The sequence below is a fragment of the Arthrobacter sp. CDRTa11 genome (genome assembly GCF_026427775.1).
GTDB lineage: Bacteria > Actinomycetota > Actinomycetes > Actinomycetales > Micrococcaceae > Arthrobacter.
Window position 1 is genome coordinate 1162240 of the sequence record NZ_CP044532.1, and the last position, 22695, is coordinate 1184934.

Here is a 22695-nt window from a genome sequence, read left to right on the forward strand (position 1 = left end):
TGAATCAATCCAGCTGCATCAACCCCGCGTGGCCGCCGCCTATGATGCTGACATGGGGGAACATCTGAGCGGGAGCCCGCCTGCTGGGGCTGGCCAGCAGATCTATGTTGAAATCGGCATCCGCACGTCCATGGAGCGGCTGTGGACGCTCAGCCAGGAACCGGACCTGCATCCGCGCTGGGACCTTCGGTTTTCGCGCATCGTCCCTACGGGCCAGGACGATGAGGGCAACGTCAGTTTCCGGTATGAGTTTCGCCTGCCGTTCCACACCATCAGGGGAACCGGAACGTCACTGGGCAACCGGCGTCGTGCCGACGGCCAGGCAACGTCAGTGCTCAGATTCACCACAGCAGACGTGCTCTCGCCGATCGGGCCGGGTGCAGGATACTGGCGCTACATCCCCACCGACCACGGCGTGCGCTTTATCACCGGATACAGCTACCGGCCGGGAATGGGCGTCCTCGGCAGGATCCTTGACCGCCGGGTGATCCGCCCTGCCCTGGGCTGGGCGACTGCCATCTCCTTTGATCGCCTCCGCCTGTGGGCGGAATCCGGCCTCCGGCCCGAGGATTCCCGCAACCGCTGGGCTATTGACGCAGCGGCCAGAGGGGCTGCTCTTCTCACTGCGCTGTTGCTGTTCCGCCGTGCCCTGTCCGGCCGGGACGTGGGAGTGGCCGCCATTTTGGCTTCGACGGCGGCGCTCGCCTCCTGGCTTACTCCGCCACACCGGACGGTCCCGCGGGCGGGGCGGTGCCTGAGGAAGGCGCCAGACGCGCGCTCCGCACGTGCCCCCTCGTCTCTCCTGACTCTTCCCTCACCTCCCATATCCGGCACCGGCCCTGGTAGAAGGAGCAGCAGTGGCATCGATTTTTGAACTCGCGATGGGCCAGGATTTCCACCGGCTGCATCCCATGCTGCAGAAGCGCTTCGGAGTGGACGCCGAAGCTGGTTACGCATGCGTGGGACACGGTCTCTTTTCGGAGGTGCGCCGCGGAGCGTGGTGGACCGTGCCGTTTCTTCGCCTGGGCGCGTACCGCAACATTCTCTTCCCGGACCGCGGCGACAACATTCCCTTCACCATCGAGAACTATCCCTATGTTGATGGCTTCGGCCGGCCCACCGTTACTTTCGTCCGGACGCTGGAGCTCCCCGGGGCCAGGACCCGCCGGTTCGATGCCACCATGGTCTTCAGTCCTGACAGCGGCGGGATAGTGGACTACCTCGGCACTCACCAGCACCTGGCCACCGACCTCCTCCTGGAGGTGATGCCGGACGGATCCCTCCATCTCCAATCCGGGGCCCAGCGGTTCTACGAAGGCTTGCTGGGATTCACCTTTCCCGCCGCGTTTACGGGTACCGCCGATCTCTATGAGGGCTTTGACGACGCCCGCGGGGTTTTTACTATCCAGATGCAGGTGCGGAATCCTCTCCTGGGCTTCCTTTTCGGGTACCGCGGAGAGTTCGAATGCACCTTTCCTGACACAGACGCTGACGGGGCCCCGCAGCGGCTCAGGCCGGTGAGGGAGGAACGCCGGCTGTAGCTGCCGGCGTTCCTCATCACCGGCAGCGCCGCAGCAAAGTATGTGTCGTGGCTGGTCAAACGGCGGAGGGTGTTGCCAAAACCAGCCGGGAAGGTTCACAGTGAAATAGATCGCATTGAGGCCGGAAATCCGGCCGAGATCCTTCAGGTAGCCGGGTATCCGCTGTGGAGGTCGTCATGAGCACAACGTCAGACAGGGTCTTTGATGTAACTCCTGAAAGAGACGAACCCAAGCTTAAACGGGTGCTCGGACCGAAGCTCCTGCTCCTCTTCATTGTTGGTGACATCCTGGGCGCCGGCGTGTACGCGGTGACCGGGACGATGGCCGGCCAGGTGGGCGGCATCGTGTGGCTGCCGTTCCTGCTCGCCTTCATCGTCGCGACGCTGACCGCCTTCTCCTATCTGGAGCTGGTCACCCAATACCCCCAGGCCGCGGGTGCTGCGCTCTACACCCATAAGGCGTTCGGGATTCACTTTGTCACGTTCCTCGTGGCGTTCGCCGTTGTCTGCTCCGGCATCACCAGCGCCTCCACCTCCGCGAACGTCCTGGCGCAAAACTTCTTCGGCGGGATGGAGATCAACGGCTGGATGGGAGTGCCGGGCCGGGAAGTCATCACCATGGTGGCGATGGGCTTTATGCTGCTCCTGGCGGCGATCAACCTGCGTGGCGTGGGCGAGAGCGTGAAGTTCAACGTGGTGCTCACCATGGTGGAGATGATCGCACTCTGCATCGTGATCGGCGTCGGCTTTTACGTATTGACGCAGGGGACCGGGAACGCGGGCGAGATATTCGTCTTCAATGACTACCAGGACAAGGGGCTGTTCCTGGCGGTCACGGCGGCAACGTCCATTGCCTTCTTTGCGATGGTGGGCTTCGAGGACTCGGTGAACATGGTGGAGGAGACCAAGGAACCCGAGAAGATCTTCCCGCGCACCATGCTGACGGGCCTGGGCATAGCAGTGCTCCTGTACATGCTGGTGGCCGTATCCGTGGTCAGTGTGCTTTCGCCCACCGAGCTTGAGAACATCAGGGAGGCCGAAGGTGCCGCGCTCCTTGAGGTGGTGCACAAGGGTTCCCCGGACTTCCCGATCGACAGGATCTTCCCGTTCCTCGCGGTGTTCGCTGTGGCCAACACTGCACTGATCAACATGCTGATGGCCAGCCGCCTCATTTACGGCATGGCCCGCCAGGATGTCCTGCCGCGGCCACTGGGCAAGGTGCTGCCGGTGCGGCGGACGCCGTGGGCCGGCATCCTGTTCTCCACCGTTCTGGCGCTGGGGCTGATCTGGTACGTCAGCAGTGATCCGGAAAGCAACATCGTCGCCAACCTTTCAGGCACGACGGCGTTCCTGCTGCTTTGCGTCTTCACGGTGGTCAACGTCGCGTGCCTGGTACTTCGGCGCAAGCGGGATCCCAACCGGAAGGTATTCTTCACCTCGCCCGGCCAACTTCCGTTGCTGGCGGCGTTGCTGTGCGCCTTCCTGGCCGGCCCATGGGTGGGACGGAACCCGATCCAGTATCAGGTGGCCGGAGGGCTCATGGCCATCGGCATTGTCCTGTGGTTCATCACCTGGCTGATCACCCGGCGGACCAACCGGGGGCCCGGCGAACCCGTGGGCACACAGAATATCGGCAAGGATGAAGGCGTCCCCCCGCCGCCCATCCACTAACCTCGCTTTCGTGCAACCACTGAGCCCCGCTGGTGCAGAGAACCAGCATGAGATGGTCACAGGAGGAAGATGATGAATATCCGGCCAGAGCGGGAAACGTCGCCGGAAATACCGGAAGCTGATGCCCTTGAGCAGCAAACGCCTGTCCTACCGGGCGGGTCCGAGAACGAGCTGATGGACCCCCTGCCCATTGATGCACCGGAGGTGGACGTCATGGAGCAGCACGCAGACGTACTGCCAGGCGGTGCGGAGGCCGGAATAACGGCCGTTGCAGAAGCGGACGCCGCTGAGGCAGATCTGGTGGAACAGGCTATGGCGCTCTCCCTCGACGACGAAGAGGACTACCGTGAAGGCCGCGACGAGGCTGACTAGAACGGGTTTATGCTAGGGGCCTTTCTGACGAATCGGGCGGGGAGCTCGGATGGACGGCCCCGGCCCGCACAGACGGCGCGGGCCCGCACCGCTAGAGCGGGGCAGGGCCGTTCTTGCCTGGACGCCTCAGTGACCGCTGCCCACGAAGGCTCCGTCCGAAACACTGACGGAGCCTTCGTGATTGAAAAGGGTTACTGCTGGGTGAGCGTCACCTCGTCGCAGTAGCCGTCACCGGTGCCGGCGGCAAGATGGCAGAAAATCCGTGCAGTTGTGACGCCGGCTCCGGTGGTAAACGTCAGCGATTGCTTGCTGTAGCTGGTGGACGTCGTGGACACGCTGGAGACAGCCGTACCGTTGTAGACCTTGGCCTCCAGTGCAGTCTGCGATCCCGCCACCTGGCTGGCGATTGCCCCGGTCAGCTTGTAGGTGGTGTTGGGGCTGAGCCCGTAGACGATCTGCCAGAGGGCGCCGCCGCTAAGGGACGAGTTCACCAGGCCTGCCAGCTTGCCGTTTGATGCCGTACCGGTCAGCGAGAAGTCACCGTTTCGCCACGGCACCGTGTGGGCCGATTCGAAGTTGCCATTGACGAGGTAGTTCTTGACGGGGGTGATGGCCAGGTCATCGCAGTAACCGTTGCCCGTTCCGCTGCTCTTGTAGCAGTAGAGGGTTACGGGTCCGTCGGTGGAACCGGTGGTGAAGTCGGCCGATACCTGGGTCCAGGCGGTACTGGACGCATTGGCAGCGGTTTCGATTCCGCCCGAGTTCTTGACCCCGACGTTCACCACCTCACCGGCGGTTGCAGACCGGACCCAGCCAGAGACCCGGTAAGTGGTCCACGGAGCGAGGTTCACTACCTTCTCCACGGAGGCAGGTGCCGTTCCCAGACGGGCGGCATAGGTTCCGGAACGGGCCCCGGTGTTGACCACGGAGGCGCTGTTCCACGCACTCCAGCCCGACAGGGAGCCGGCTTCAAAGCCGAGGTTCTGGTTGGCCAGGCAGGTTGCGTCTGACGGGGAGCTGAACTGGTCTGCTCCGATATCAGGAGCGCAGACGGAGGGAACTGTGGAGCCCCAGTAGTCCTTGCCGCCGTTGTTCGGGATGACCAGACCGGCACCGATCGCGGGAGATCCGGAAGTCAGCTGGTACCCGCTGACCGAACCGGTGCCGGTGCCTCCCGATCCGGGGGAAGCCAGAAGCGGATTCGTGGTGATCTTCCGGGGATCGTTGGGTTCGCTGGCCGGGTGGTTGCCATAGAAGATGTTGTTCAGCCACGCATACTGATCAGGCGTCTGGCCGGAGTAGACGTACCCGCCGCTGCCGTTGTTCACAATCAGGTTGTTCACCAGCGCGAGGTCATTCCAGGCCCCTGACGATTCGAAGACGTGGGCAGTGGATCCTGCCGGGATGTAGATGGTGTTGTTATAGAACTTTGCGTCCGTGGCACCCAGCATGTTGATGACACGCAGCTTGTCGTCCTGGCTGACGTTATACCTGACAACGGAGTTGCTGTTCAGCCGGGAACCGCCGCCGCAGCCGCAGTACAGGATGAATCCGCCGTCGTTCTGGTGGCTGTAGTTGTACTGGACGATGGTGCCGTCCTGGCCGTAGTCGACGTCGTACCCTTGACCGTCGTTGTTGCCCGTCAGTTTCTTCGTGCCGTAGACCTCGTTGTACTGGATGACCGTCCCGTCGGCGTCCCAGGCCCAGATACCGGCATTGGCCATATTGGGGGCCAGGGCCGCGTTGTAAACAACGTTGTGTTCGACGACGGCGTTCTGCGTCATCTGCGCGACGATTCCGTCACCGTCGGTGTCATGGACGGTGTTGTTCCGGATGATTACACCCTGCCAGGGAGTCCAGGCCGGGTTGTTGCAGCCGATGGACGGGCGGCAGAGCCAGGAGGTGCTCATGTTGATTCCGCTGCGGGCCACGTTCGCCACAGTGTTGCCGTCGATGACGACGTCGTTGAACCAGCTGGGGGTTGTGGTGCCGCGGACTGCGAAGAGGATGCCGGCGCTTCCGTCCGCCTCTTTGGAAGTGTTGCCGTTGACATCGTGGATGTTCAGGTTGCTGACCTTGAAGTGGTTCCCGGCGCCGAAGTTTTCAAGGACGACGTAGACGCCGCGGCGTGCGTTCGCGCCTTTCACCGCTCCGGTGTTGGTGATTTCCAGGTTCCGGATCTCCCAGTACTGCTGGTTGTGGAGGTAGACGGCGTCGGCGGCTCCGCCCGCAACGATTTTTGGCAGGGCGCCGGTGCCGTAGGCGTCGATCGTGATGGATCCGCCGGCGGCGCTCCCAGATCCGAGAGGATGCAGCGTTCCTGCGCAGCTGGTGCTGCGCTTAAAGAGGAGCTGGTCGCCGGGGGCAAAAGTGGTGGCATTTGGTGTGGCAAAGCTGTTCCAGGGTGAAGCTTGGGTGCCGGCTCCGTTGGTCGCGGCTGAGCAATCCACGTAATAGCTCGCTCCTGCCGCGTTGGCTGGAGCAGGTGTTCCCACGAGGCCCAATGCCCCTACCAGTGCTGCGATGGCGGCGGCGGCTGCGGCCGCCATCCGCCGTCGCACAAAACTTCGTGTCATCTCTTCCTCTTTCTTACGGCGCCGTCGTTGGCGTCGAACCTGTGGGGACCGCTGCCTCGGTCAGGGCAGCATCGATCTCTTGCGTCAGGACCACCCGTTTGCTCCACGAACCGATCACCTTGCCGTCGTCGATCAGGACCGTGGTGACCGCGTCTTCGGTGGCCTCTACGGCCTGTGCCAGGGATTCGGCGTTGTGCCCAACCACTCCCGACGGCGGAAGCTGCCAGTCAGCCGCGAAGTTCTGCAAGGACCCGCTGCTGGCTGCCTTGCTGGAACTGACGATTAGCCCGCGAACATCAGGATGTTGGGTAGTGATGCTCTTGAGGACCACGATCTGGCTTCGGCCCGCGGGATCGGTGACCTGGCCGGTGGTGTCGATGGGTACCGCGGAAACCAGCGCCAAGCCCTGATCCACTGAGACATCGGATAAATCGATGGTGCGGCCCTGCCAGTTTTCGACCGTGGCGTCTGGGCCCGCGCAGCCCGTGCCAAGAATAGTGAGCGCTAACAACAATGCGGTGGCAGTGGTTCTTCCCACGGCATGGAGGTGCGCAGGGGGACGCAGGCGGGGCATGCGGCGGCGCCAGGTCGGGGTGCTGTCAGTAGGGGCCGAAGGTACGGCACGTCGGGAAAACAAAGCGGTCCACGCTCCTTTGTGAACTCTGCTCTGAGTTCATGGGGTGAGACGTTACCGCGCCGGACCGGACTTGTCCATCGATATACATTTGGAAATCGATTGGAGGGGGACGGCGCAGTTCGTGCCTTAGGCGAGGAATTGTAGGTCGATTGACAGCGGCATGCAGCGGCGCCTACGCTGGCGTTCGTGACCCTGGAAACTGGCGCCGCCAAGGCGGCCAAGAGCGGACGGCCGGCCACCATCTACGATGTGGCGGAAACGGCGGGGGTCTCCACCCAGACGGTGACCCGTTTCCTCAACGGCTTCGAAGGAATCAGCCAGGCAACACGGACCAAGGTTGGCCAGGCGATCGAAGAACTCGGCTTCCGCCCCAACCCGCTGGCCCGTGCACTGCGGACGAGCAAGCCCAACCGTATTCTCCTGTTTGTGCATGAGCTTTCCGAGGCAGGCCCGAGCAACATCGTCCGGGCTGCCACTAAAGCCGCGGCGGCTGCAGGGTACGTGCTGGACATCGTAAGCCTGGACGTGGACTCCCTGGAATCCAGCGCACGCACCATCAAGCAGACCGGCCTGCAGTACGTGGCAGGCGCGATGTCGCTGGCGCCAACAGCGGAGTTTGATGCGCTCTTTGACGACCTTGCCCGGCGGGTGCCCCTGCTGCGGGAAGTCAATGGAGATGGCCTCGAAGGGCCTCAGGCGCAGTCAGATACTGACCTGGGAACCCAGCTGGCAGTCCGCCACCTGCACGACCTGGGCCACCGCGGGATTTTCATCATCGCCGGACCGGAGGGGTGGTTCTCTACCACCAAGCGGCTGCGAACGGCGATCACCGAAACTGCAGCCCTTGGAATGGCCATAACCGGGGTGCAGCATGGTGACTGGTCTGCCGCGTCCGCGTTTGCCATCGCCAGGGATGCCTCATTTGACGACCGCACCACGGCAATCATTGCCGCCAATGACGAGATGGCCATGGGGGCGCTGGCCGCGCTTGATCAACGCGGGATGGACGTACCGGGGGATCTCAGCATCGTAGGGTTCGACGATGTCCGGGGTGCGGCCTATTTCAAGCCCGCACTGACCACCGTGCACATCGACTTCAAGGCGAAGGGTGACCTCGCTGTGTCGAGGCTGCTGGCTCTCATTGCAGGGCAAGGCGAAGAATCGGTCGAGGTGCCTGGGGCGGCCATGGTTCCGCCGCGGCTCGTGGTCCGCGCCTCAACCGCTCCCGTTTCCTGAATCCAGGCGGCGCCAACTGACCGGTCACCTATGCCAGAGGCGTTACCCGCACCGGGGTCAGCATCTCCCGCTCAAACCCCACTACCCGCCGCTCGCCGTGCAGGATCACTTCGTGCGTGTGGGCATCGTTAATGCTCGACGTCGCCACGTGCAGCTTCGCGAGGCCCGGCGCCACAATGCGCTCCAGCCCCAGCCCGGTGAAGGACGTGCGGTCCGCGTGGACTGTGAACTCCACCGTGGCCGACGCCCCGGCAGCCAGTTCCACCCGGGCGTAGCCGATCAGCTCACGGACCGGGCGGACCACCTCGGCCACCGGATCCTCCAGGTACAGCTGGACCACTTCGGCGCCGCCGCGGGCACCGGTGTTGGTGACGATGCAGGACACCACGGCGCTCGCCGACGTGGACATGGTGGGAGTACTGCAGGAATGGTCGGACAATTCGAACGACGTGTAGGACAGGCCGTGGCCAAAGCTGAACAAAGGCGACGGATCCAGCGCGCTCACCTCGGTCTTCCCGGCCAGCCTGCTCTGCAGGTAAGTCCCCGGCTGGCCGCCGGGGGCCCGGGGGACGGACACCGGAAGCTTGCCGGAGAAGTTGGACGTTCCCAGCAGGACGTCCCAGAGGGCCTCGGCGCCTTCCTCCCCGGGGAAGAAGCCCTGGACGATGGCGTCGGCGCGGTCAACGAAGTCACCCAGTGCGTAGGGGCGTCCGCTGAGTACCACCACAATGGCGCGGGTGCCCGCCTGGGACGCGGCGGCCAGGACGCGGTCCAGCAGCTTGTGCTGGTCGCCCGGAAGCCTGAGGTCCGCGGCGTCATTGCCTTCGCCTGAGGTCCCGCGGCCGAACAGGCCCGCGTTGTCGCCCACCACAATCACACAGGTCTCCACTGCCCTGGCTATGGCGCAGGCCCGTTGGATCTCCTCGGCCGTGGAGGCCTCGCACGTTCCCGTCACGGCGCTCTGCACATTGGTAAACCGCTCGGCTGCCACGCCGGCAACTGTGGGGATGCTGATGCCCAGGGGAGTGTCAGGATGCGAAGCCCCCACATGGGCATCGAACGAATAGCAGCCCAGCATGGCAAAGGGGTCCGAGGCCAGGGGGCCCACCACGCCGAGACGAGACGCGCCGGCCAGGGGCAACGCCGCCCCGGTGCCATGGTCATGGTTGGCCAGGAGTACCAGCGACTGCACGGCCAGGTCCCGCGCCAGCTTTCGGTTCTCAGCCGGGTCCAGGTCGATGGGGCCTGCAGCCAGGAAGGGCGGTTCCGGATCGAAGCCGGCGTCCAGCAGGCCTGCCTCGAGCTTCTGGTTCAGCACGCGGCGCAAGGCCCGGTCGATCAGTTCTTCGGGCACTTTGCCTTCCCGGACCCGGGCGAGCAGCGGCCCGCCGAAGCAATTCACGGTGGGAAGTTCGACGTCGACCCCCGCCTCGAGCGCCAGCGCTGCGGCGTGTCCGCCGTCCTCCGCCACGCCGTGCATCAGCTGCAGGAAGGAGACGCCGAAATAGTCGGCCACCACAGTGCCGTCAAAGCCCCAGGTGTCGCGCAGCAGGGTGGTGAGGAGGGCGCCGTTGGCGGCCCCCGGCACGCCGTCGACATCCGTATACGCGTGCATGACCGAACGGGCGCCGCCGTGTTTGATCGCCATCTCAAAGGGTGGAAGCATCACGTCTGCGAGTTCGCGCGGGCCCATGGACACGGGCGCGTGGTTGCGGCCTGCGCGGGAGGCGGAGTAGCCCACGAAGTGCTTGAGGGTGGCCACAATGCCGGCTTCCTCCAGGCCCTGCACATAGGCCGTGGACACTGTGCCCACCAGGTAAGGGTCCTCGCCGATGGTCTCCTCGACGCGTCCCCAGCGGAGGTCGCGGACCACGTCCAGCACCGGCGCCAGGCCCTGGTGGACGCCGAGTCCGTGCATGCTCTCGCCGATCCGGCCGGCCATTTCGCGCACCAGTGCGGGATTGAATGTGGCGCCCCAGGCGAGCGGCACGGGGAAGGCTGTGGCTTTCCAGGCCGCCAGTCCGGCGAGGCATTCCTCGTGGACCTGGGCGGGAATGCCAAACCGTGAGGCGGCCATGATGTCCCGCTGCGCCGCGGCCAGGGAACGCGCGCCCGCCGCGGGGTCCAGGGGAGTGGTGCCGTACATGCGGGTGATCTGCCCGAGCCCATTGGCGATGACCTCGCCCCACGAGCGGTTGTCCCCGGCCAGCTGGCTCTGCAGCGGTGCAACGGAATCGCCCTCGATGGAGGCATTGACCCAGACCCCCACCAGCTGGGCGAGCTTCTCTTCGAGCGTCATGTCCTGGATCAGGCGTTCGACGACGGTGCGCCCCGCGGGGCGCTGAACTGCTTGCGTTTCGGCTGCACCGCTGTTCACGGGTTGCTCCTTGGATTGGAATGATTTCTCTGAAACTATCAGAAACTTACAGTTAGTTTCTAGATCAAAAAATCCTTGACTTCCGGCAAGCGAACTTTCTACGGTTGGGGAGGAAGGCTGCTACCCCCTTCCGGGGTGCAGAGAAAATTCAAGGGTTTCTTAGAAAGTTTCGGACCGGGCCAGCGTCCCGGGACCGATGTTCCACTGCGATGACGGAGAGAGCGAATACATGCGGAGCTATAAAGTGGCCATCGTTGGCACGGGCGGGATAGCAGCTGTCCATGCGGACAACGTGGGACGCGCCGGAGGCAGGGCCCAGCTGGTGGCGGCATGCGATGTGGACGCGGCGCGGCTGGATTCCTTCAGCAACCAGCACAACATCCCGGGCCGCTTCCAGAGCCTCACGGAGTTGCTGGCTGAGACCACGCCTGACATCGTGCACCTGTGCACCCCGCCCATGATGCACATCGACCAGGCCATTGAATGCCTTGAGGCCGGCGTCCATGTCCTGTCTGAGAAGCCGCCGGCCCTGAGCCTGGCGGATTTCGACAGGTTGGAGGCAGCCAGGATTAAGGGTGGCGCGCAATTCTCCTGCGTGTTCCAGCACAGGTTCGGAGATGCGGCGGCGGCAGCCAAGGGCCTGATCGGGGATGCCGCGTTTGGCCGGCCACTGGTGGCCAGGTGCGATACCCTCTGGTACCGGCCGGACAGCTACTGGGACCTGCCGTGGCGGGGTTCATGGAATGCCGAGGGCGGCGGACCCACCATGGGCCACGGCATCCACCAGTTCGACCTGTTGCTCCACCTCCTGGGCCCCTGGCAGGAGGTCACGGCTCTCGCTTCGCGTCAGGCCCGCAGGACCTCCACCGAGGACCTGTCCGCAGCCCTTATCCGTTTTGAGAACGGGGCCGTGGCCACGGTTTTGAACTCCCTGCTGTCCCCGCGGGAAACCTCAGAGATCCGCATCGACACTGAGTTCGCCACCATCGAGCTCTCCCACCTCTACGGCTACTCCACAAACAACTGGACCATCACCGGTGCCCCCGGACACGAGGACACAGTGCGCGCGGCGTGGGAGGGTCAGCCGCTCGAGCAGGGGAGCGGGCATTCAGCCCAGTTCCTGGCTATGTATGACGCGCTCGACGCCGGCAAACCGCTTCCGGCGGGCGCAGACTCGGTGCGCCAGACCCTGGAACTCGCTGCCGCGATCTACGCCTCAGCGTTCACCGGCAAGGCCGTGCAGCGGGGGGAGATCGTACCCGGTCATCCCTTCTACAACGGCATGGACGGCGACGGCCTAGGTAGCCGGATCCTGGATTCAACAGCCCTCGCATCCACCACCGCTTCCTCTTGAACCCGATCCCTTCTTCCTTCCCACGTCTTGGAGATCCAGTGACCACCACCGCAGCACCCACCAGCGCCGTAACGAACAAAGAGCTCACCTATTCAGACGATGGCACCACCCTCGTCTTCAATGCAGGCGGGCAGGAGCTGGCGAGATACACCTACCGTCCGGGGGATGACCAGTACGAAAGCCCGCGCCCGTACTTCCACCCGCTCAGGACCCTCGGCGGTGACGAGGTCACCATTGCCCGGCCTTGGGACCACGTGTGGCACAAGGGCCTGTCGTGGGCGCTGCCGAACGTCGGGAAGGATAATTTCTGGGGCGGTGCCACGTACACCCGGGAAACGGAGTACGCCAACCTGGACAACAACGGCGCCATGAACCACGAGGCCTTCACCGGGATCACTGAATCCGGCGGAGGCATCACGGCAGTGGAGGCCCTCACCTGGACCTCCCAGGACGGCAAGCCAGTCATCGGAGAAAAGCGCCGCTTCAACATCCGGCTCCTGGATGTTCCGTCGGCCGCCGAAGAAGGCCACGCCGCCTGGGCCATCCTCTTCGAAACGGAAATGACCAACATCTCGCCTGACACCATCGAGATCGGCAGCCCCACCACCGAAGGCCGGAACAACGCCGGCTACGGCGGGCTGTTCTGGCGCGGGCCGAGGTCCTTCACCGGGGGTGAGTTCCGGTCATCCAACGGGACCGGCGCGGACGAGTTTATGGGCACCCGCTCGCCATGGATCGCCTTTACGGGCCAGCACGATGTCACGTGCCGCTTCTCCTCCATCATGTTTGTTGAGGACAGCACCAACCCCGGTGCGCCCAACAAGTGGTTCGCCCGCTCGTCAATGTTCGCGTGCCTGGGTTCCGCGCCGTTCTTCAGCGAAGTAGTCCCCCTGAAGGAAGGCCAGCCGCTGACCTACCGCTACGCCGTCGTGATTTCAGACGGAAAAGCGGATGGGGACACGGCGGACCGGCTGGCGGAAGCCGCCAAAGCCGCCCTGGAAAGCTGGAAGTGACGGCCACGGCCAGCAGCACGTTCCCGGGTGCCACCGCCGTCTCGGCAGTGAGCATCTACAACTGGCCGGCCAGCGACGGTGCCGCCGGCGGCACGCCCCACATGCACACGGCGTCCACGGAGGCGTACATCGTGCTGGAGGGGACCGGCCGCCTGGAGACCCTGGACTCGAGGGGATTCACGTCCACGGACCTGGCTCCCGGGGTGGTGCTCTGGTTTACGCCGGGGACAGTTCACCGGGCCATCAACACCTCGGGCGATCTCAAGGTGCTGGTCCTAATGCAGAACGCCGGGCTGCCGGAGAACGGGGACGCTGTCATGACGTTCCCGGCGGGGCACCTTGCAGACGTGGAGTCATACCGCGCCGCCGCCTCCCTCCCGTCCAAGGAGGCCGACGGCGGTGATCCGGCTGCGGAGGAAGCCGTCCGCCGTCGTCGGGATTTGGCATTGGAGGGATACCTTCAGCTCAAGGAGGAGGTCCTGCGTTCCGGAGTTGCCGGGTTAGCGGATTTTCACGCGGCGGCGGTGAATCTGGTCAGCGGGAACACCGCCGCGTGGACCGGTTTCCTGGAGCAGGGGGCGGCGGCGCAGGCAGCGCTGACAAAGGATCATTTGCGTTCTCTGGAATCGAAAGAAAGTTTCTTCCTTCAGGAGTCCGCTACTAGGATGGGAATACGGAAACCCCGCAGAATCTACGGCATGTGTGGACGAATCGACACTTGGGAACTTTCCGATAACAGTCAGCGCTGAGGGTGATTCCCAGCTCGAAGAGGGCGGTTTGACGAATGACGAAGCCGGACGTGGGACGAGCCACCATCAGTGAGATTGCCCGGGAAGCCGGCGTCTCCGTTCCCACAGTCTCCAAAGTCCTGAACGGGCATGCCCATGTGGCAGCGGCAACGCGCGCCCGGGTGGAGGAGATCATTGCCCGGCGTGACTACGCCCGGCGTCCGGCGAAGCGCAGCAAAAAAGCCGGACTGATCGATCTGGTGTTCCCCGGGCTGGGCTCGGAGTGGGCGCTGGAAATCATCGAAGGCGTGGAACGTGTGGCGCAGGATGCCGGATACGGCACGGTGGTGAGCAGCCTGTCCATGGACGGTTCGAGGATCCGGCCATGGCTGGCGAACCTGGCCGAGCGGAAGTCGGACGGGCTGCTGATGGCGGTCTATGAGCTGGACGCCAAGCAGATCCAGCGCATCAAGTCGCTGGGGATCCCAGTGGTGCTGATCGATCCCGTCGGCCAGCCGGGCCCGGACCTGATGACAGTGGGGGCAGCAAACTGGGAAGGCGCGCACTCGGCCACGGAGTACCTGCTGGGGTTGGGGCACCGGCGGATCGGCATGATCGGCGGCCGCGAGGACCTGCAGTGCAGCAGTGCGCGCGAAGACGGGTACATCTCAGCGCTCCGGCGGGCCGGGGTCGCCATAGATCAGGCGCTCATGGTTCCCGGCGACTTCTCCATTGAGGCCGGCGAAGCCGGAACCCGCAAGCTCCTTGAGCTGGCGGACCGGCCCACCGCCATCTTCACCGGCAACGACGACCAGGCCTTGGGCGCGTACCGGGCCGCACGAACGGCGGGCCTTCGGATTCCGCAGGACCTGTCCATCGTTGGCTTTGATGACATCCCGGCCGCCGAATGGATCGAGCCGGGGCTGACCACCATCCGCCAGCCCGTGGTCCAGATGGCGGAGACGGCCATGCGCGCGCTGCTCCGGCACCTGGACGGTGATGAGGAGTTGCCGCAGCGGATCGAGCTCGGGACGGAGCTGGTGGTGCGGGGTTCAACGGCGCCGCCTTCTAAGGCCGTGGGCGCCTAGTCTCCGGCTGCCTTGCCCCTGCCGTGGTTCCAGGCGCAGGACTAAGCTGTCCGCATGGGTTCCGTTGACGATTCGTTAGTCGATTTGCCGCCGTCGGAGCGCGCCTGTCTCCAGCACGTGATAGAGGTTGCGCGGGCCGAAGCGCCTGAGGCCGTGGATGGCGTGAGCTACGGGATGCCCGCCCTTAAGCTGGATGGGAAGCCGCTCCTTGGCGTCGTTGCAGCTGCCAAACACCTGTCCGTTTTTCCGTTTTCCCCGGAGGTTGTTGACGCGGTTGCCTCACGGCTGGAGGGCTTCTCCCTGTCAAAAGGCACCATCCGTTTCACCCCCGATCACCCCTTGCCGGACGATGTTGTTGAGGAGCTCGTCCGGCTGCGCCGCGCGGAGATCCAGAAGTAGAGCGCCGGTGAGCCAGGTCAAATTCTCACGTAGCCGATCCCGAAAGCAGCGCAAGGTGCCCCGCCCTCGCTTGCAACTCGGCGGAATCAGGAGGCAACGTGGTCTGCGATTGTGAGTACTTCGTCGAGGTTCCCTAGACCCGCCCGTGCGTCCGCTGCGGCCGTTAATCCAGTGCTCGATGATGTTCAAGTCTTCTCCTAGTAGGGGAGTGTTTCTTGGATACGGGCGTGGCGGAGCGGGTCAGGTGGCCGGAACGGCCGTACGGGTCTCCAGCCGGTCGCCGAGCAGCTCGGGTAGCCGGTTCACGGGGAACCCCGGCATCCGGTGCGAGTCACGGCCGAAGGTAGTTCTGCCGGCGACCAACGTGTTGATGACCGCTTCCTCGGTTGCCTGGACGGTGGCCTCGTAAAACCGGTCGATCAGCCCCCATGCCACCGAGTTCAGCGTCTCAATGCCTCGGGCGGTAGGTGAGCAGGTGTCGGTCATTCTGCTGTTCAGAGCTCCCTGGTTGGCTATAGAAAAAGCCAGCACAAGGTCTCCGGAGAAGTGCGATCCTGTTGTTCCGGTCCGTCCCAGACCCAGAGGAACACGCCGGGCCAGCGCCTTGCACTGGGAGGGGAGCAGCGGCGCGTCGGTTGCCACGATGATAATGGCGCTTCCGGAGCCGGCTGTCGCGAACCAGTCCGGGTCTTCGATCGGGTTGTCCTCAAGCAGGCGTTCACCGACCGGAACACCGGCGACAACGAGTTCCCTCCGCTCCCCGAAGTTGGCCTGGATGAAGACACCCACGGTGAATTCCTCTCCACCGACCCGTACGCTCCGTGACGACGTTCCCGAACCTCCCGTGTAGCCATAGCAGGTCATCCCGGTTCCGCCGCCCACTGGGCCTTCGTCGAGTGGGCCGCTCCCGGCTGAGTCAATAGCCGCGACAGCATGGTCGGGACGCACGTGGAGGCCATTGATGTCGTTGAGGTAGCTGTCCCAGGTTTCAGCCACGACGGGCAGCATCCAGGCGCGCGCGGCCTCGGGCTTGTTCGCGATCATCCAGGCTATTGACCCTTCGTGGCAGGCGCCGACGGAATGGGTGTTCGTGATCAGGATCGGGGTGTTGAATGTTCCGGATTCCTCGATCCAAGCCGTCCCAGTCATCTCACCATTGCCGTTGAACGAGTAGGTTCCTGCTGCGACGGACTGGCCGACACCCGTCCGGCCGCGTGGAAGGATCGCGGTGACACCGGTCCGGACCGGGCCTGTCCCTTCGATGAGCTCACCGTCGCCGCTGATCAGAGTCTGATAGCCGACAAGGACGCCGGGGACGTCGGTTATGGAGTTGAATTCTCCGGGGGCTCCGGAGAAGGAGATACCCAGATCACGTGCACGTGCACGTGTTGTTGTTCGCGGCTTTGTCATTTTTTCTTTCAGTTTTGGTTGTTCGGCTTCGCGGCCTGGCCTGAGTGCCAGGCTGCGCCGGGATTCGACTGAGAACATGCTGGAGTGAGAGCCCGGATCCAGGCGGTCAAGCCGGTCGGCGGGGGAATCAGGAGACTGCGCTGCTGAACGGGCGGGGGCGTGGGTCATCAAGTTCCTCGTTGCTCCAGGCTGGCGGCTGGAATTGCGCGCCGCCATACATGGGGTAGGAGAGGATTCCTTGCTGGTCCTGGAGTTGTGCCCATGGCCGGTTGATGCCGTGGGTGCCGTAGCGCCGGACCTGGGTGACCCTGTCAAGGTCGAGGACGGCGTAGAGGATTTCTTCGCCGCCTCTGGCCTGCTGCATGATCGTGCCTTCAGGGTCCACGATGACGCTTTCGCCGACGGCGATCGGGTCGGCGCCGTTGACGTTCACGACGTAGACCTGATTGGCGAAGGCGTTGGCTTGCGACATCACGATTTCCATCGCCCTGTCCCGGGTGGTGGTGAGGGTGGGCTGGATAATGACTTCGGCGCCAAGCCAGGCAAGTTGCCGGGAAACTTCGGGGAAGCTTCCGTCGAAGCAAATGGCGAGCCCGACCCGTCCCCGGCCTGGGATGTCGAAAGTGACGAACGAACCGCCCGGGGTGGTTTGCTCGAAAGGGCGCCAGGGAAAGAGTTTCCTGTACCGGGCTACGATCTCGCCTTCGGGAGAGACTGCTATCGCGGTGTTGTAGGTGTTTCCGTCGTCTGTTTCCAAAAGCGATCCCGGGACGAGCCAGACGTTGAGCCTGCGGGCGAGTGCCGAGATGCGGTTGGTGAGCTGACTGGGGATGGGGGCGGCGGAGCGGGTTTCGGCGTCGGGATCAGGGACGAGGAACTCGCCGGGCGCGGAGAGGAGCAGTTCGGGGGCGACGATGACGTCAACCTCAGGGCCCATCTGTTTGGCCGTTTCAGCCTGGGCGGCAAACCGGGCCCAGGTTGCTTCCACGTCGTGCGGGACGGATTTGGTTTGGACGGCTGCAATGGATAGGACGCGCACTTATGCCTCGGATTCGCTGCTGAGGATGGACGGTAATTCGTTTCGCGTGGAGAAGTTGCCGCGCGGGATCGTTTCCCCGGAAAAATAGGGGCGCAATCTGGATCGGATAACGGCGGTGACCAGCAAGCCCAGGCCGAGCGCGCCGATCCCGATCCAGAAGACGGATCCGATGCCGAGCCAGGAGAGCTCGACGTACTCGGGAGACAGCATGTCCACGGCGCTGTAAGCAAAAGCTCCCATCATCAGGATGGCGCCGAGCCCGGGGAGGATGCCCTTCAGCCATAGCGCGGCGGCCGAGGTGCGCATCTCGGGAGCGAAGTACACGACGCATGCCAGCGCGGTCGCGGCATAGTAGGCCGCGATCATCAGCCCCACAGAAAGTATGGCCAAGCCGATGAAGTCGGCGCTGATGGCTGTCAGCAGTGCGGTCATGGCAATGCTGATGAGCGCCCACCACGTGATGGAGGTTGTGGGCGTCCCCCTTAGGGGATGCATCTTCGTCGTGGCCCGGGGCAGTGCGCCGTAGGTCCCCATGCTCAGCCAGGACCGCGGGGTGCTGACAGCGACCGTCATCAGGGCCGACAGCGCGGAGAGGCCGACGGCGAGGATAATGACCTTGCCGAAGACGTCCCCGGTGGCCTGCGGGCCGAGTACGGAGAGGACATCCGAGACGGTTTCGGGGTCTGTGATGCCAGCGGTCCCGGCAAATCCGACGGCGGCAGTCGCCGTCGCCACATAGACGAGCAGTAGGATCAAGGTGGTGATGACTACGGCCCGCCCCGGCGTGCCTTTGCGGTCGGTCGTTTCCTCATTGACTGCTATCAGGGCATCCCAGCCCCAGTAGATGAAGAGGCAGAGGATGACGCCGGAAACTAGTCCCGAGATGTCGCCGGAGGCGAAAGGGTTGAACCATTCCACACCCAACTGTTCCGCGTCTTTGGCAGCATTGCCAGCTGCCATGGCGGTGAAGGCGGCGATGCAGAATCCGCCGAGCGCGACCAGCTGAAGGGCGATCAGGGCGTACTGGAGCCACGCGGACAGTTCGATCCCCCTGGCAGCGATCATGGCACTCAAGGCGATCAGTACACAGGCGATGGCCGCGACGATGACCGGTTCTGAAGCCGCCCACGCGAGTCCGAAAAAGTTCAGGAGGTAAGTCGTCGCGACCTGGGCAAGGGCGGCGCTGGCGATGAAAGTTGCGACCTGGGGCACCCAGCCGCCAAAGAACCAGCCCGCCACCGGCCCGAAGACCCGTGAGATCCAGACGAACACTCCTCCACAGTCGGGCATTTCCCGGTTCAGGTCCCGGAAGGCGAACGCAGTGAACAGGATCGGCACGAAGCCCAGCAGGAAGGCCGCCGGAGTACCTGCGCCAACAGCCACCACGACGAATCCAAGCGTCACGGCCAGGCTGTATGCCGGCGCCACGGCAGCGAGCCCCAGAGCAACGGTCGGTCCAAGACCGATAGAACCGGCTTTGAGACCTTTTGTAGGGGCGGCCACCGGAAGGGTTGGCGGCGAAAGGGGATGTGACATAGCGACTCCTCATCGAATCTAATATTTGAATGACATTCAAAATTTGAATGCCATTCAATACTGGTCTAAGCTCAATGTCAATAGGCATTGGCAAGGGGAGCTGACAGTGACCGCACTCAGCAAGAAGGAAATACGGCGCCAACAGATCGCCGCAGCCGCGCAGGCCGTAGCGGCCCGGGACGGCGCCGAGGGGGCGACCCTGCGCGCGATAGCAGCCGAAGCCGGGATGGCCGCCAATGCGGTCTTGTACTACTACGGAAGCCTTGCCGAAATCACCGCGGCAGCGGTCAAGGCCTCGTCCGACCGCTTTCTCAAGAAACTGTCGGAAGCAGTACGAGGGGATATGAGCCCCACCGTCAGGCTTGCCGCCGTGATCAGTGCCGGCTCAGCTGGGCTGGACGATAACGCCTCCAGGATCCTCTATGAATTCTGGCCCCACTCGCTCCGGGACACTGAAATGCGCCGGATACAGGAGGAGCTCACGAACACCCAGCAGACAATGTACGAAGAAATCATTTCCGACGGTATCCGGGCTGGTGAATTTTTTCCCGTCCTTGCCCCGGGGAAAATCGCCCGTACCCTCGTCGCCCAGGAAGACGGCCTCTTGATGGATGTGCTGGCCGGAACTGCGAGCACTGACTACGTGCTGGACCTGCTCGGGAGCCTCGCGGCAGCCCTTCTTGGCATCGAACCCCGATCGCTGCTTGAACAGATACATTTCCGGAATGGGTCCCTGCTCGGCTCATGATTCCAAGCTGGCCGGTCACCTGATTTGCCGCCGTGGTGATGGGCGATTGCCACCTCAATGATGTCTGGGCAACCTTGCTCGATTCGAGTGTCAGTCTTTCTTCAATTCCTGCGCGAGCATCACCAGGATGCCGCTGGGGCCGCGGAGGTACGTGAGTTTGTAGACGTCGCCGTAGGTTGCCACGCCGCGCAGCGGATGGCATCCGTGCTTTGCAGCTACCTCGAGGGCCTTATCGATGTCGTCTACCGAGAAGGCCACGCGGTGCATGCCAATGTCGTTGGGACGCGTCGGGTCCGACTCGATCGCCTGAGGATGGATGTATTCGAAGAGCTCCAGTCGACCAAGACCGTCAGGTGTCTGGAGCATCGCGATCTTGGCATGGTTTCCATCAAGTCCGACGGCGGTATCGGCCCACTCGCCGCTGACGGTGTCACGGCCGACGACAGTGAGGCCGAGATCGGTGAAAAAGGCGATTGCTGCTTCGATGTCGCGAACAGCGATACCCACGTTCTCAAATTTGATGGCCATGCGTTGAAAGCTACCAAGGCTGAGCAATTAGCTCCAGTGGCGAGGCGACACTGTCTGTGCGTTGGCCGATCGAAGGGCTGGCACGAGACTAACTGTTGATACCTTGACCAGCCCTGGTCCCGGGTCTAGCTTGACGTTACTAACCAACCAGATCTCGGGACCAGTCGAAGGAGTTTTCCCATGGCACTCGTCACCCTCCTCCACCGCTTCGCCGACTATGACACCTTCCGCAGCGTCTACGACTCGGCGGACGGGCTGCGACAGTCCGGCGGGGTGACCAATCATTCAGTGCACCGCATGGCCGACGATCCCAATAACATCCTGGTGCTCCACTAATTCGATTCAGTCGAGGCAGCCCGCGCGTACCTGAGCAATCCCGGATTGAAAGACGCCATGCTGCAAGCCGGCATGCAGGGCGAGCCGCGGATCGAATTCTACGAGTAAGGGACTCCGGCGGCGGCAAGTACCCAGTACAGTCCGCGACGCCGGCGTCACTGAAATGAGCAGGCGCTGCCCAACTTGATCGGATGGGTAGGGAAACATCCGTGTGCCCAGATGTCCCCTATTGCTGTGACCCTGCATGGCCGGGTGCTGCGTTGCGTTGCGTTCCGGTGCAGGCGGCCGACGTGCTAAAGAAGACCCGGCCAAATCAGCTGCACTTCACATCGGAGTAGACCTCGATGAGGCGGGTGGGTGCGTCCGGGAACCCCGCTTCAGCCAGGCCTGATCGGATCTCAGCCCGCACTGCCTCAACATATGCGAATCCTTCGAGTCGGCTCTCACTGATCTCACGGTCGCCGGACTGCGATTCGCGAATCGTCCTCATCCAGTCTTCTAACTCAGACGCTTCAACCTGGGCCGAGGTGAGTGCCCGGCTTGCTTCGTCAGACGCTGCACTGGGGACATCGTCAACCATTGGTTCCAGCCACCATTGAGCAGTACATTCTGCTCCCTGGACAAAGAACGTTTCTTTCCTGTCGGGAGCGCCCCGGGGGTCGCCGCAACCGGAAACAGTCGCCATGATCACTAGGGCGAAAACTCCGATCAATTTAGGTCTCCCCATGCGGACCACCCTACCCAGGCAACCCTTCCGGCTTCATTCCGTCGTGAGCCTCCGTGAGGTCGCGGGAACGTTGCCGCGTTCGCTGTAACTCAACAGCGATCTCGGGACTGGTCCCGCGAATTCGGCAAGGCCATTCGGAACTCTTGCCTATGACGTCACACTGGTGTCATACTGACGTCATGAACATTTCTGCATAGGCAAGAACGTTGTTTAGTCGACCCGGTACGAAGGCAAGCTCGTTTTGGACTATGCGGACGAGCGCCGACCGCGTGGTGTCACTACCGATGTCATCTGACACCACAGCAACCTGGGGCGGCATGAAGGCCCAACCGCCCATCGCCTCAAAGTCACTGCCCTCAACAACTACGACAGCCTCCGCGCCTTCAGCGCGGCGGCGCTCTGAAGAAGGAGCCATCATGACCCGCACAGCTACCGCCACGGACCTCGCCTTCGATGTCCGCGGCCTGCGAAAGAGTTTCGGCGAGCACAGCGTTCTGGACGGCATCGATCTGCAGATCGAACGCGGCAGGGTGTTTGCCTTGCTCGGCCCCAACGGTGCCGGTAAAACCACAACCGTCCAGATCCTCGCCACCCTGATCAAGGCTGACGGGGGCACCGCCATGGTGGGCGGCCATTCCGTGGCCGATGAACCGGGCCGGGTCCGCCGGGCCATTGGCGTGACGGGACAGTTCTCCGCCGTCGACGAACTCCTCACCGGCGCCGAGAACCTCCGGCTGATGGCGCGGCTGCGCCATGTGCCCAAGGGTGAGCGGGAGGCATTGATCGAGCGTCTGCTGCGCCAGTTCGATCTGACTGAGGCCGCCACGCGGCCCGTGTCCACCTACTCGGGCGGCATGCGGCGGCGCCTTGACCTGGCCATGACGCTGGTGGGGGACCCTCGGATCATTTTCCTCGACGAGCCCACCACGGGCTTGGACCCGCGGAGCCGGCGAGCCATGTGGGACGTGGTGCGCACGCTGGTGGCCGGCGGCGTCACCCTTTTCCTGACCACTCAATACCTCGAAGAGGCGGACCAGCTGGCGGACCGGGTGGCTGTGCTCGACGGCGGCAGGATCGTCGCCGAGGGCACCCCGGCCGAGCTCAAGGCAGCCGTGGGCGAGGAGCAGCTGCGGCTTCGCTTCATCACCGAAGACCAGGCGGGCAGGGCGCGCACGGCGCTGGCCGCCGTCGTACAGGACTTTTTGCCGGCCTCCGACGACGGACTGGAGCTCCGCGTACCAACACCGGCCAACGGCGCGGCAGTGCGCGGCGTGCTGAACATTTTGGCGGCAGCCGGAGTCGAACCGGCCGAGGTCACCACCGCAGCACCCGACCTTGACGATGTCTTTTTCGCGCTCACCGGAGCACCCACCAAGGAGG

At 63.8% G+C, this 22695-nt stretch carries 20 protein-coding genes, 1 tRNA gene and 1 pseudogene; 13 read left to right on the forward strand and 9 right to left on the reverse strand.

Annotated elements, in window-relative coordinates:
* The first annotated feature begins 52 nt into the window (after window positions 1-52).
* The 4 genes from F8G81_RS05340 to F8G81_RS05355 all read left to right on the forward strand — a co-directional run bounded on the left by F8G81_RS05340 (window position 53) and on the right by F8G81_RS05355 (window position 3583).
* Window positions 53-874: a hypothetical protein gene (locus F8G81_RS05340; RefSeq protein ID WP_267277972.1), complete on the forward strand. Its 822-nt coding sequence runs from the start codon at window positions 53-55 to the stop codon at window positions 872-874.
* The gene (locus F8G81_RS05345) at window positions 858-1541 is read left to right on the forward strand and encodes a DUF4166 domain-containing protein (protein ID WP_267277973.1); all 684 of its coding nucleotides are present in this window, start codon (window positions 858-860) and stop codon (window positions 1539-1541) included. The genes F8G81_RS05340 and F8G81_RS05345 overlap by 17 nt, the downstream gene beginning before the upstream one ends.
* 176 nt (window positions 1542-1717) lie before the next feature.
* Entirely contained in the window at window positions 1718-3211 is a 1494-nt protein-coding gene (locus tag F8G81_RS05350) for an APC family permease (protein ID WP_267277974.1), read from the forward strand.
* Between the two features lie 72 nt (window positions 3212-3283).
* A complete protein-coding gene (locus tag F8G81_RS05355) occupies window positions 3284-3583 on the forward strand; it encodes a hypothetical protein (protein WP_267277975.1) in 300 nt (99 codons plus the stop codon).
* A 191-nt stretch (window positions 3584-3774) separates the two neighbouring features.
* On the opposite strand, the gene F8G81_RS05360 is transcribed toward F8G81_RS05355, so the two are convergent.
* Both F8G81_RS05360 and F8G81_RS05365 read right to left on the reverse strand, forming a co-directional pair.
* Window positions 3775-6159: a carbohydrate binding domain-containing protein gene (locus tag F8G81_RS05360; protein ID WP_267277976.1), complete on the reverse strand. Its 2385-nt coding sequence runs from the start codon at window positions 6157-6159 to the stop codon at window positions 3775-3777.
* A 13-nt stretch (window positions 6160-6172) separates the two neighbouring features.
* Window positions 6173-6697: a hypothetical protein gene (locus F8G81_RS05365; RefSeq protein ID WP_267277977.1), complete on the reverse strand. Its 525-nt coding sequence runs from the start codon at window positions 6695-6697 to the stop codon at window positions 6173-6175.
* A 285-nt stretch (window positions 6698-6982) separates the two neighbouring features.
* Between F8G81_RS05365 and F8G81_RS05370 the strand changes: the two genes are divergently transcribed.
* Entirely contained in the window at window positions 6983-8032 is a 1050-nt protein-coding gene (locus F8G81_RS05370; protein ID WP_267277978.1) for a LacI family DNA-binding transcriptional regulator, read from the forward strand.
* Between the two features lie 28 nt (window positions 8033-8060).
* Here F8G81_RS05370 and F8G81_RS05375 read toward each other — a convergent pair whose 3' ends face one another.
* Window positions 8061-10409 (reverse strand): glycoside hydrolase family 3 N-terminal domain-containing protein, encoded by a 2349-nt coding sequence (locus F8G81_RS05375; protein WP_267277979.1) that lies wholly within the window; start codon window positions 10407-10409, stop codon window positions 8061-8063.
* Between the two features lie 229 nt (window positions 10410-10638).
* On the opposite strand from F8G81_RS05375, the gene F8G81_RS05380 reads away from it, so the two are divergent.
* From F8G81_RS05380 to F8G81_RS05400, 5 genes are read left to right on the forward strand one after another with little or no spacing between them, the layout of a single operon-like run.
* A complete protein-coding gene (locus F8G81_RS05380; RefSeq protein WP_267277980.1) occupies window positions 10639-11763 on the forward strand; it encodes a Gfo/Idh/MocA family protein in 1125 nt (374 codons plus the stop codon).
* Between the two features lie 38 nt (window positions 11764-11801).
* Window positions 11802-12776, forward strand: a complete 975-nt coding sequence (locus tag F8G81_RS05385) for a PmoA family protein (RefSeq protein WP_267277981.1) — start codon at window positions 11802-11804, stop codon at window positions 12774-12776.
* Complete coding sequence (locus F8G81_RS05390; protein WP_267277982.1) at window positions 12773-13525, forward strand: cupin domain-containing protein; 753 nt, start codon at window positions 12773-12775, stop codon at window positions 13523-13525. Before F8G81_RS05385 ends, F8G81_RS05390 begins: the two co-directional genes overlap by 4 nt.
* Window positions 13526-13560: 35 nt before the next feature.
* Window positions 13561-14592, forward strand: coding sequence for a LacI family DNA-binding transcriptional regulator (locus F8G81_RS05395; protein WP_267277983.1), 1032 nt, complete (start codon window positions 13561-13563; stop codon window positions 14590-14592).
* 54 nt (window positions 14593-14646) lie between these two features.
* Window positions 14647-14991 carry an iron chaperone gene (locus tag F8G81_RS05400; protein ID WP_267277984.1) on the forward strand — a complete coding sequence of 115 codons (345 nt, stop codon included), beginning with the start codon at window positions 14647-14649 and terminating at the stop codon, window positions 14989-14991.
* Between the two features lie 240 nt (window positions 14992-15231).
* Here the strand turns inward: F8G81_RS05400 and F8G81_RS05405 are convergent, their stop codons facing one another.
* The 3 genes from F8G81_RS05405 to F8G81_RS05415 are packed head-to-tail and all read right to left on the reverse strand — an operon-like array spanning window position 15232 to window position 18976.
* The gene (locus F8G81_RS05405; RefSeq protein ID WP_267277985.1) at window positions 15232-16569 is read right to left on the reverse strand and encodes a P1 family peptidase; all 1338 of its coding nucleotides are present in this window, start codon (window positions 16567-16569) and stop codon (window positions 15232-15234) included.
* Window positions 16529-17440, reverse strand: coding sequence for a carbon-nitrogen hydrolase family protein (locus F8G81_RS05410; RefSeq protein ID WP_267277986.1), 912 nt, complete (start codon window positions 17438-17440; stop codon window positions 16529-16531). The genes F8G81_RS05405 and F8G81_RS05410 overlap by 41 nt, the downstream gene beginning before the upstream one ends.
* Window positions 17441-18976 (reverse strand): APC family permease, encoded by a 1536-nt coding sequence (locus tag F8G81_RS05415; RefSeq protein WP_267277987.1) that lies wholly within the window; start codon window positions 18974-18976, stop codon window positions 17441-17443. It lies immediately after the preceding gene.
* A gap of 106 nt (window positions 18977-19082) precedes the next feature.
* On the opposite strand from F8G81_RS05415, the gene F8G81_RS05420 reads away from it, so the two are divergent.
* Complete coding sequence (locus F8G81_RS05420; protein WP_267277988.1) at window positions 19083-19724, forward strand: TetR family transcriptional regulator C-terminal domain-containing protein; 642 nt, start codon at window positions 19083-19085, stop codon at window positions 19722-19724.
* A 90-nt stretch (window positions 19725-19814) separates the two neighbouring features.
* Here F8G81_RS05420 and F8G81_RS05425 read toward each other — a convergent pair whose 3' ends face one another.
* Window positions 19815-20252 (reverse strand): VOC family protein, encoded by a 438-nt coding sequence (locus F8G81_RS05425; protein WP_267277989.1) that lies wholly within the window; start codon window positions 20250-20252, stop codon window positions 19815-19817.
* A 180-nt stretch (window positions 20253-20432) separates the two neighbouring features.
* Here F8G81_RS05425 and F8G81_RS05430 point away from each other — a divergent pair, with 180 nt between their 5' ends.
* On the forward strand, window positions 20433-20588 hold the full coding sequence (locus F8G81_RS05430; protein WP_267277990.1) for a hypothetical protein: 156 nt from the start codon (window positions 20433-20435) through the stop codon (window positions 20586-20588).
* A 313-nt stretch (window positions 20589-20901) separates the two neighbouring features.
* Here the strand turns inward: F8G81_RS05430 and F8G81_RS05435 are convergent, their stop codons facing one another.
* Window positions 20902-21078: a hypothetical protein gene (locus F8G81_RS05435; protein ID WP_267277991.1), complete on the reverse strand. Its 177-nt coding sequence runs from the start codon at window positions 21076-21078 to the stop codon at window positions 20902-20904.
* 653 nt (window positions 21079-21731) lie between these two features.
* Between F8G81_RS05435 and F8G81_RS23545 the strand changes: the two are divergent.
* A pseudogene (locus F8G81_RS23545) lies at window positions 21732-22619 on the forward strand (ABC transporter ATP-binding protein); the annotation flags it as partial.
* Here the strand turns inward: F8G81_RS23545 and F8G81_RS05445 are convergent.
* Window positions 22600-22685, reverse strand: a tRNA-OTHER gene (locus F8G81_RS05445). The pseudogene F8G81_RS23545 and the gene F8G81_RS05445 overlap by 20 nt on opposite strands.
* Between the last annotated feature and the right edge of the window lie 10 nt (window positions 22686-22695).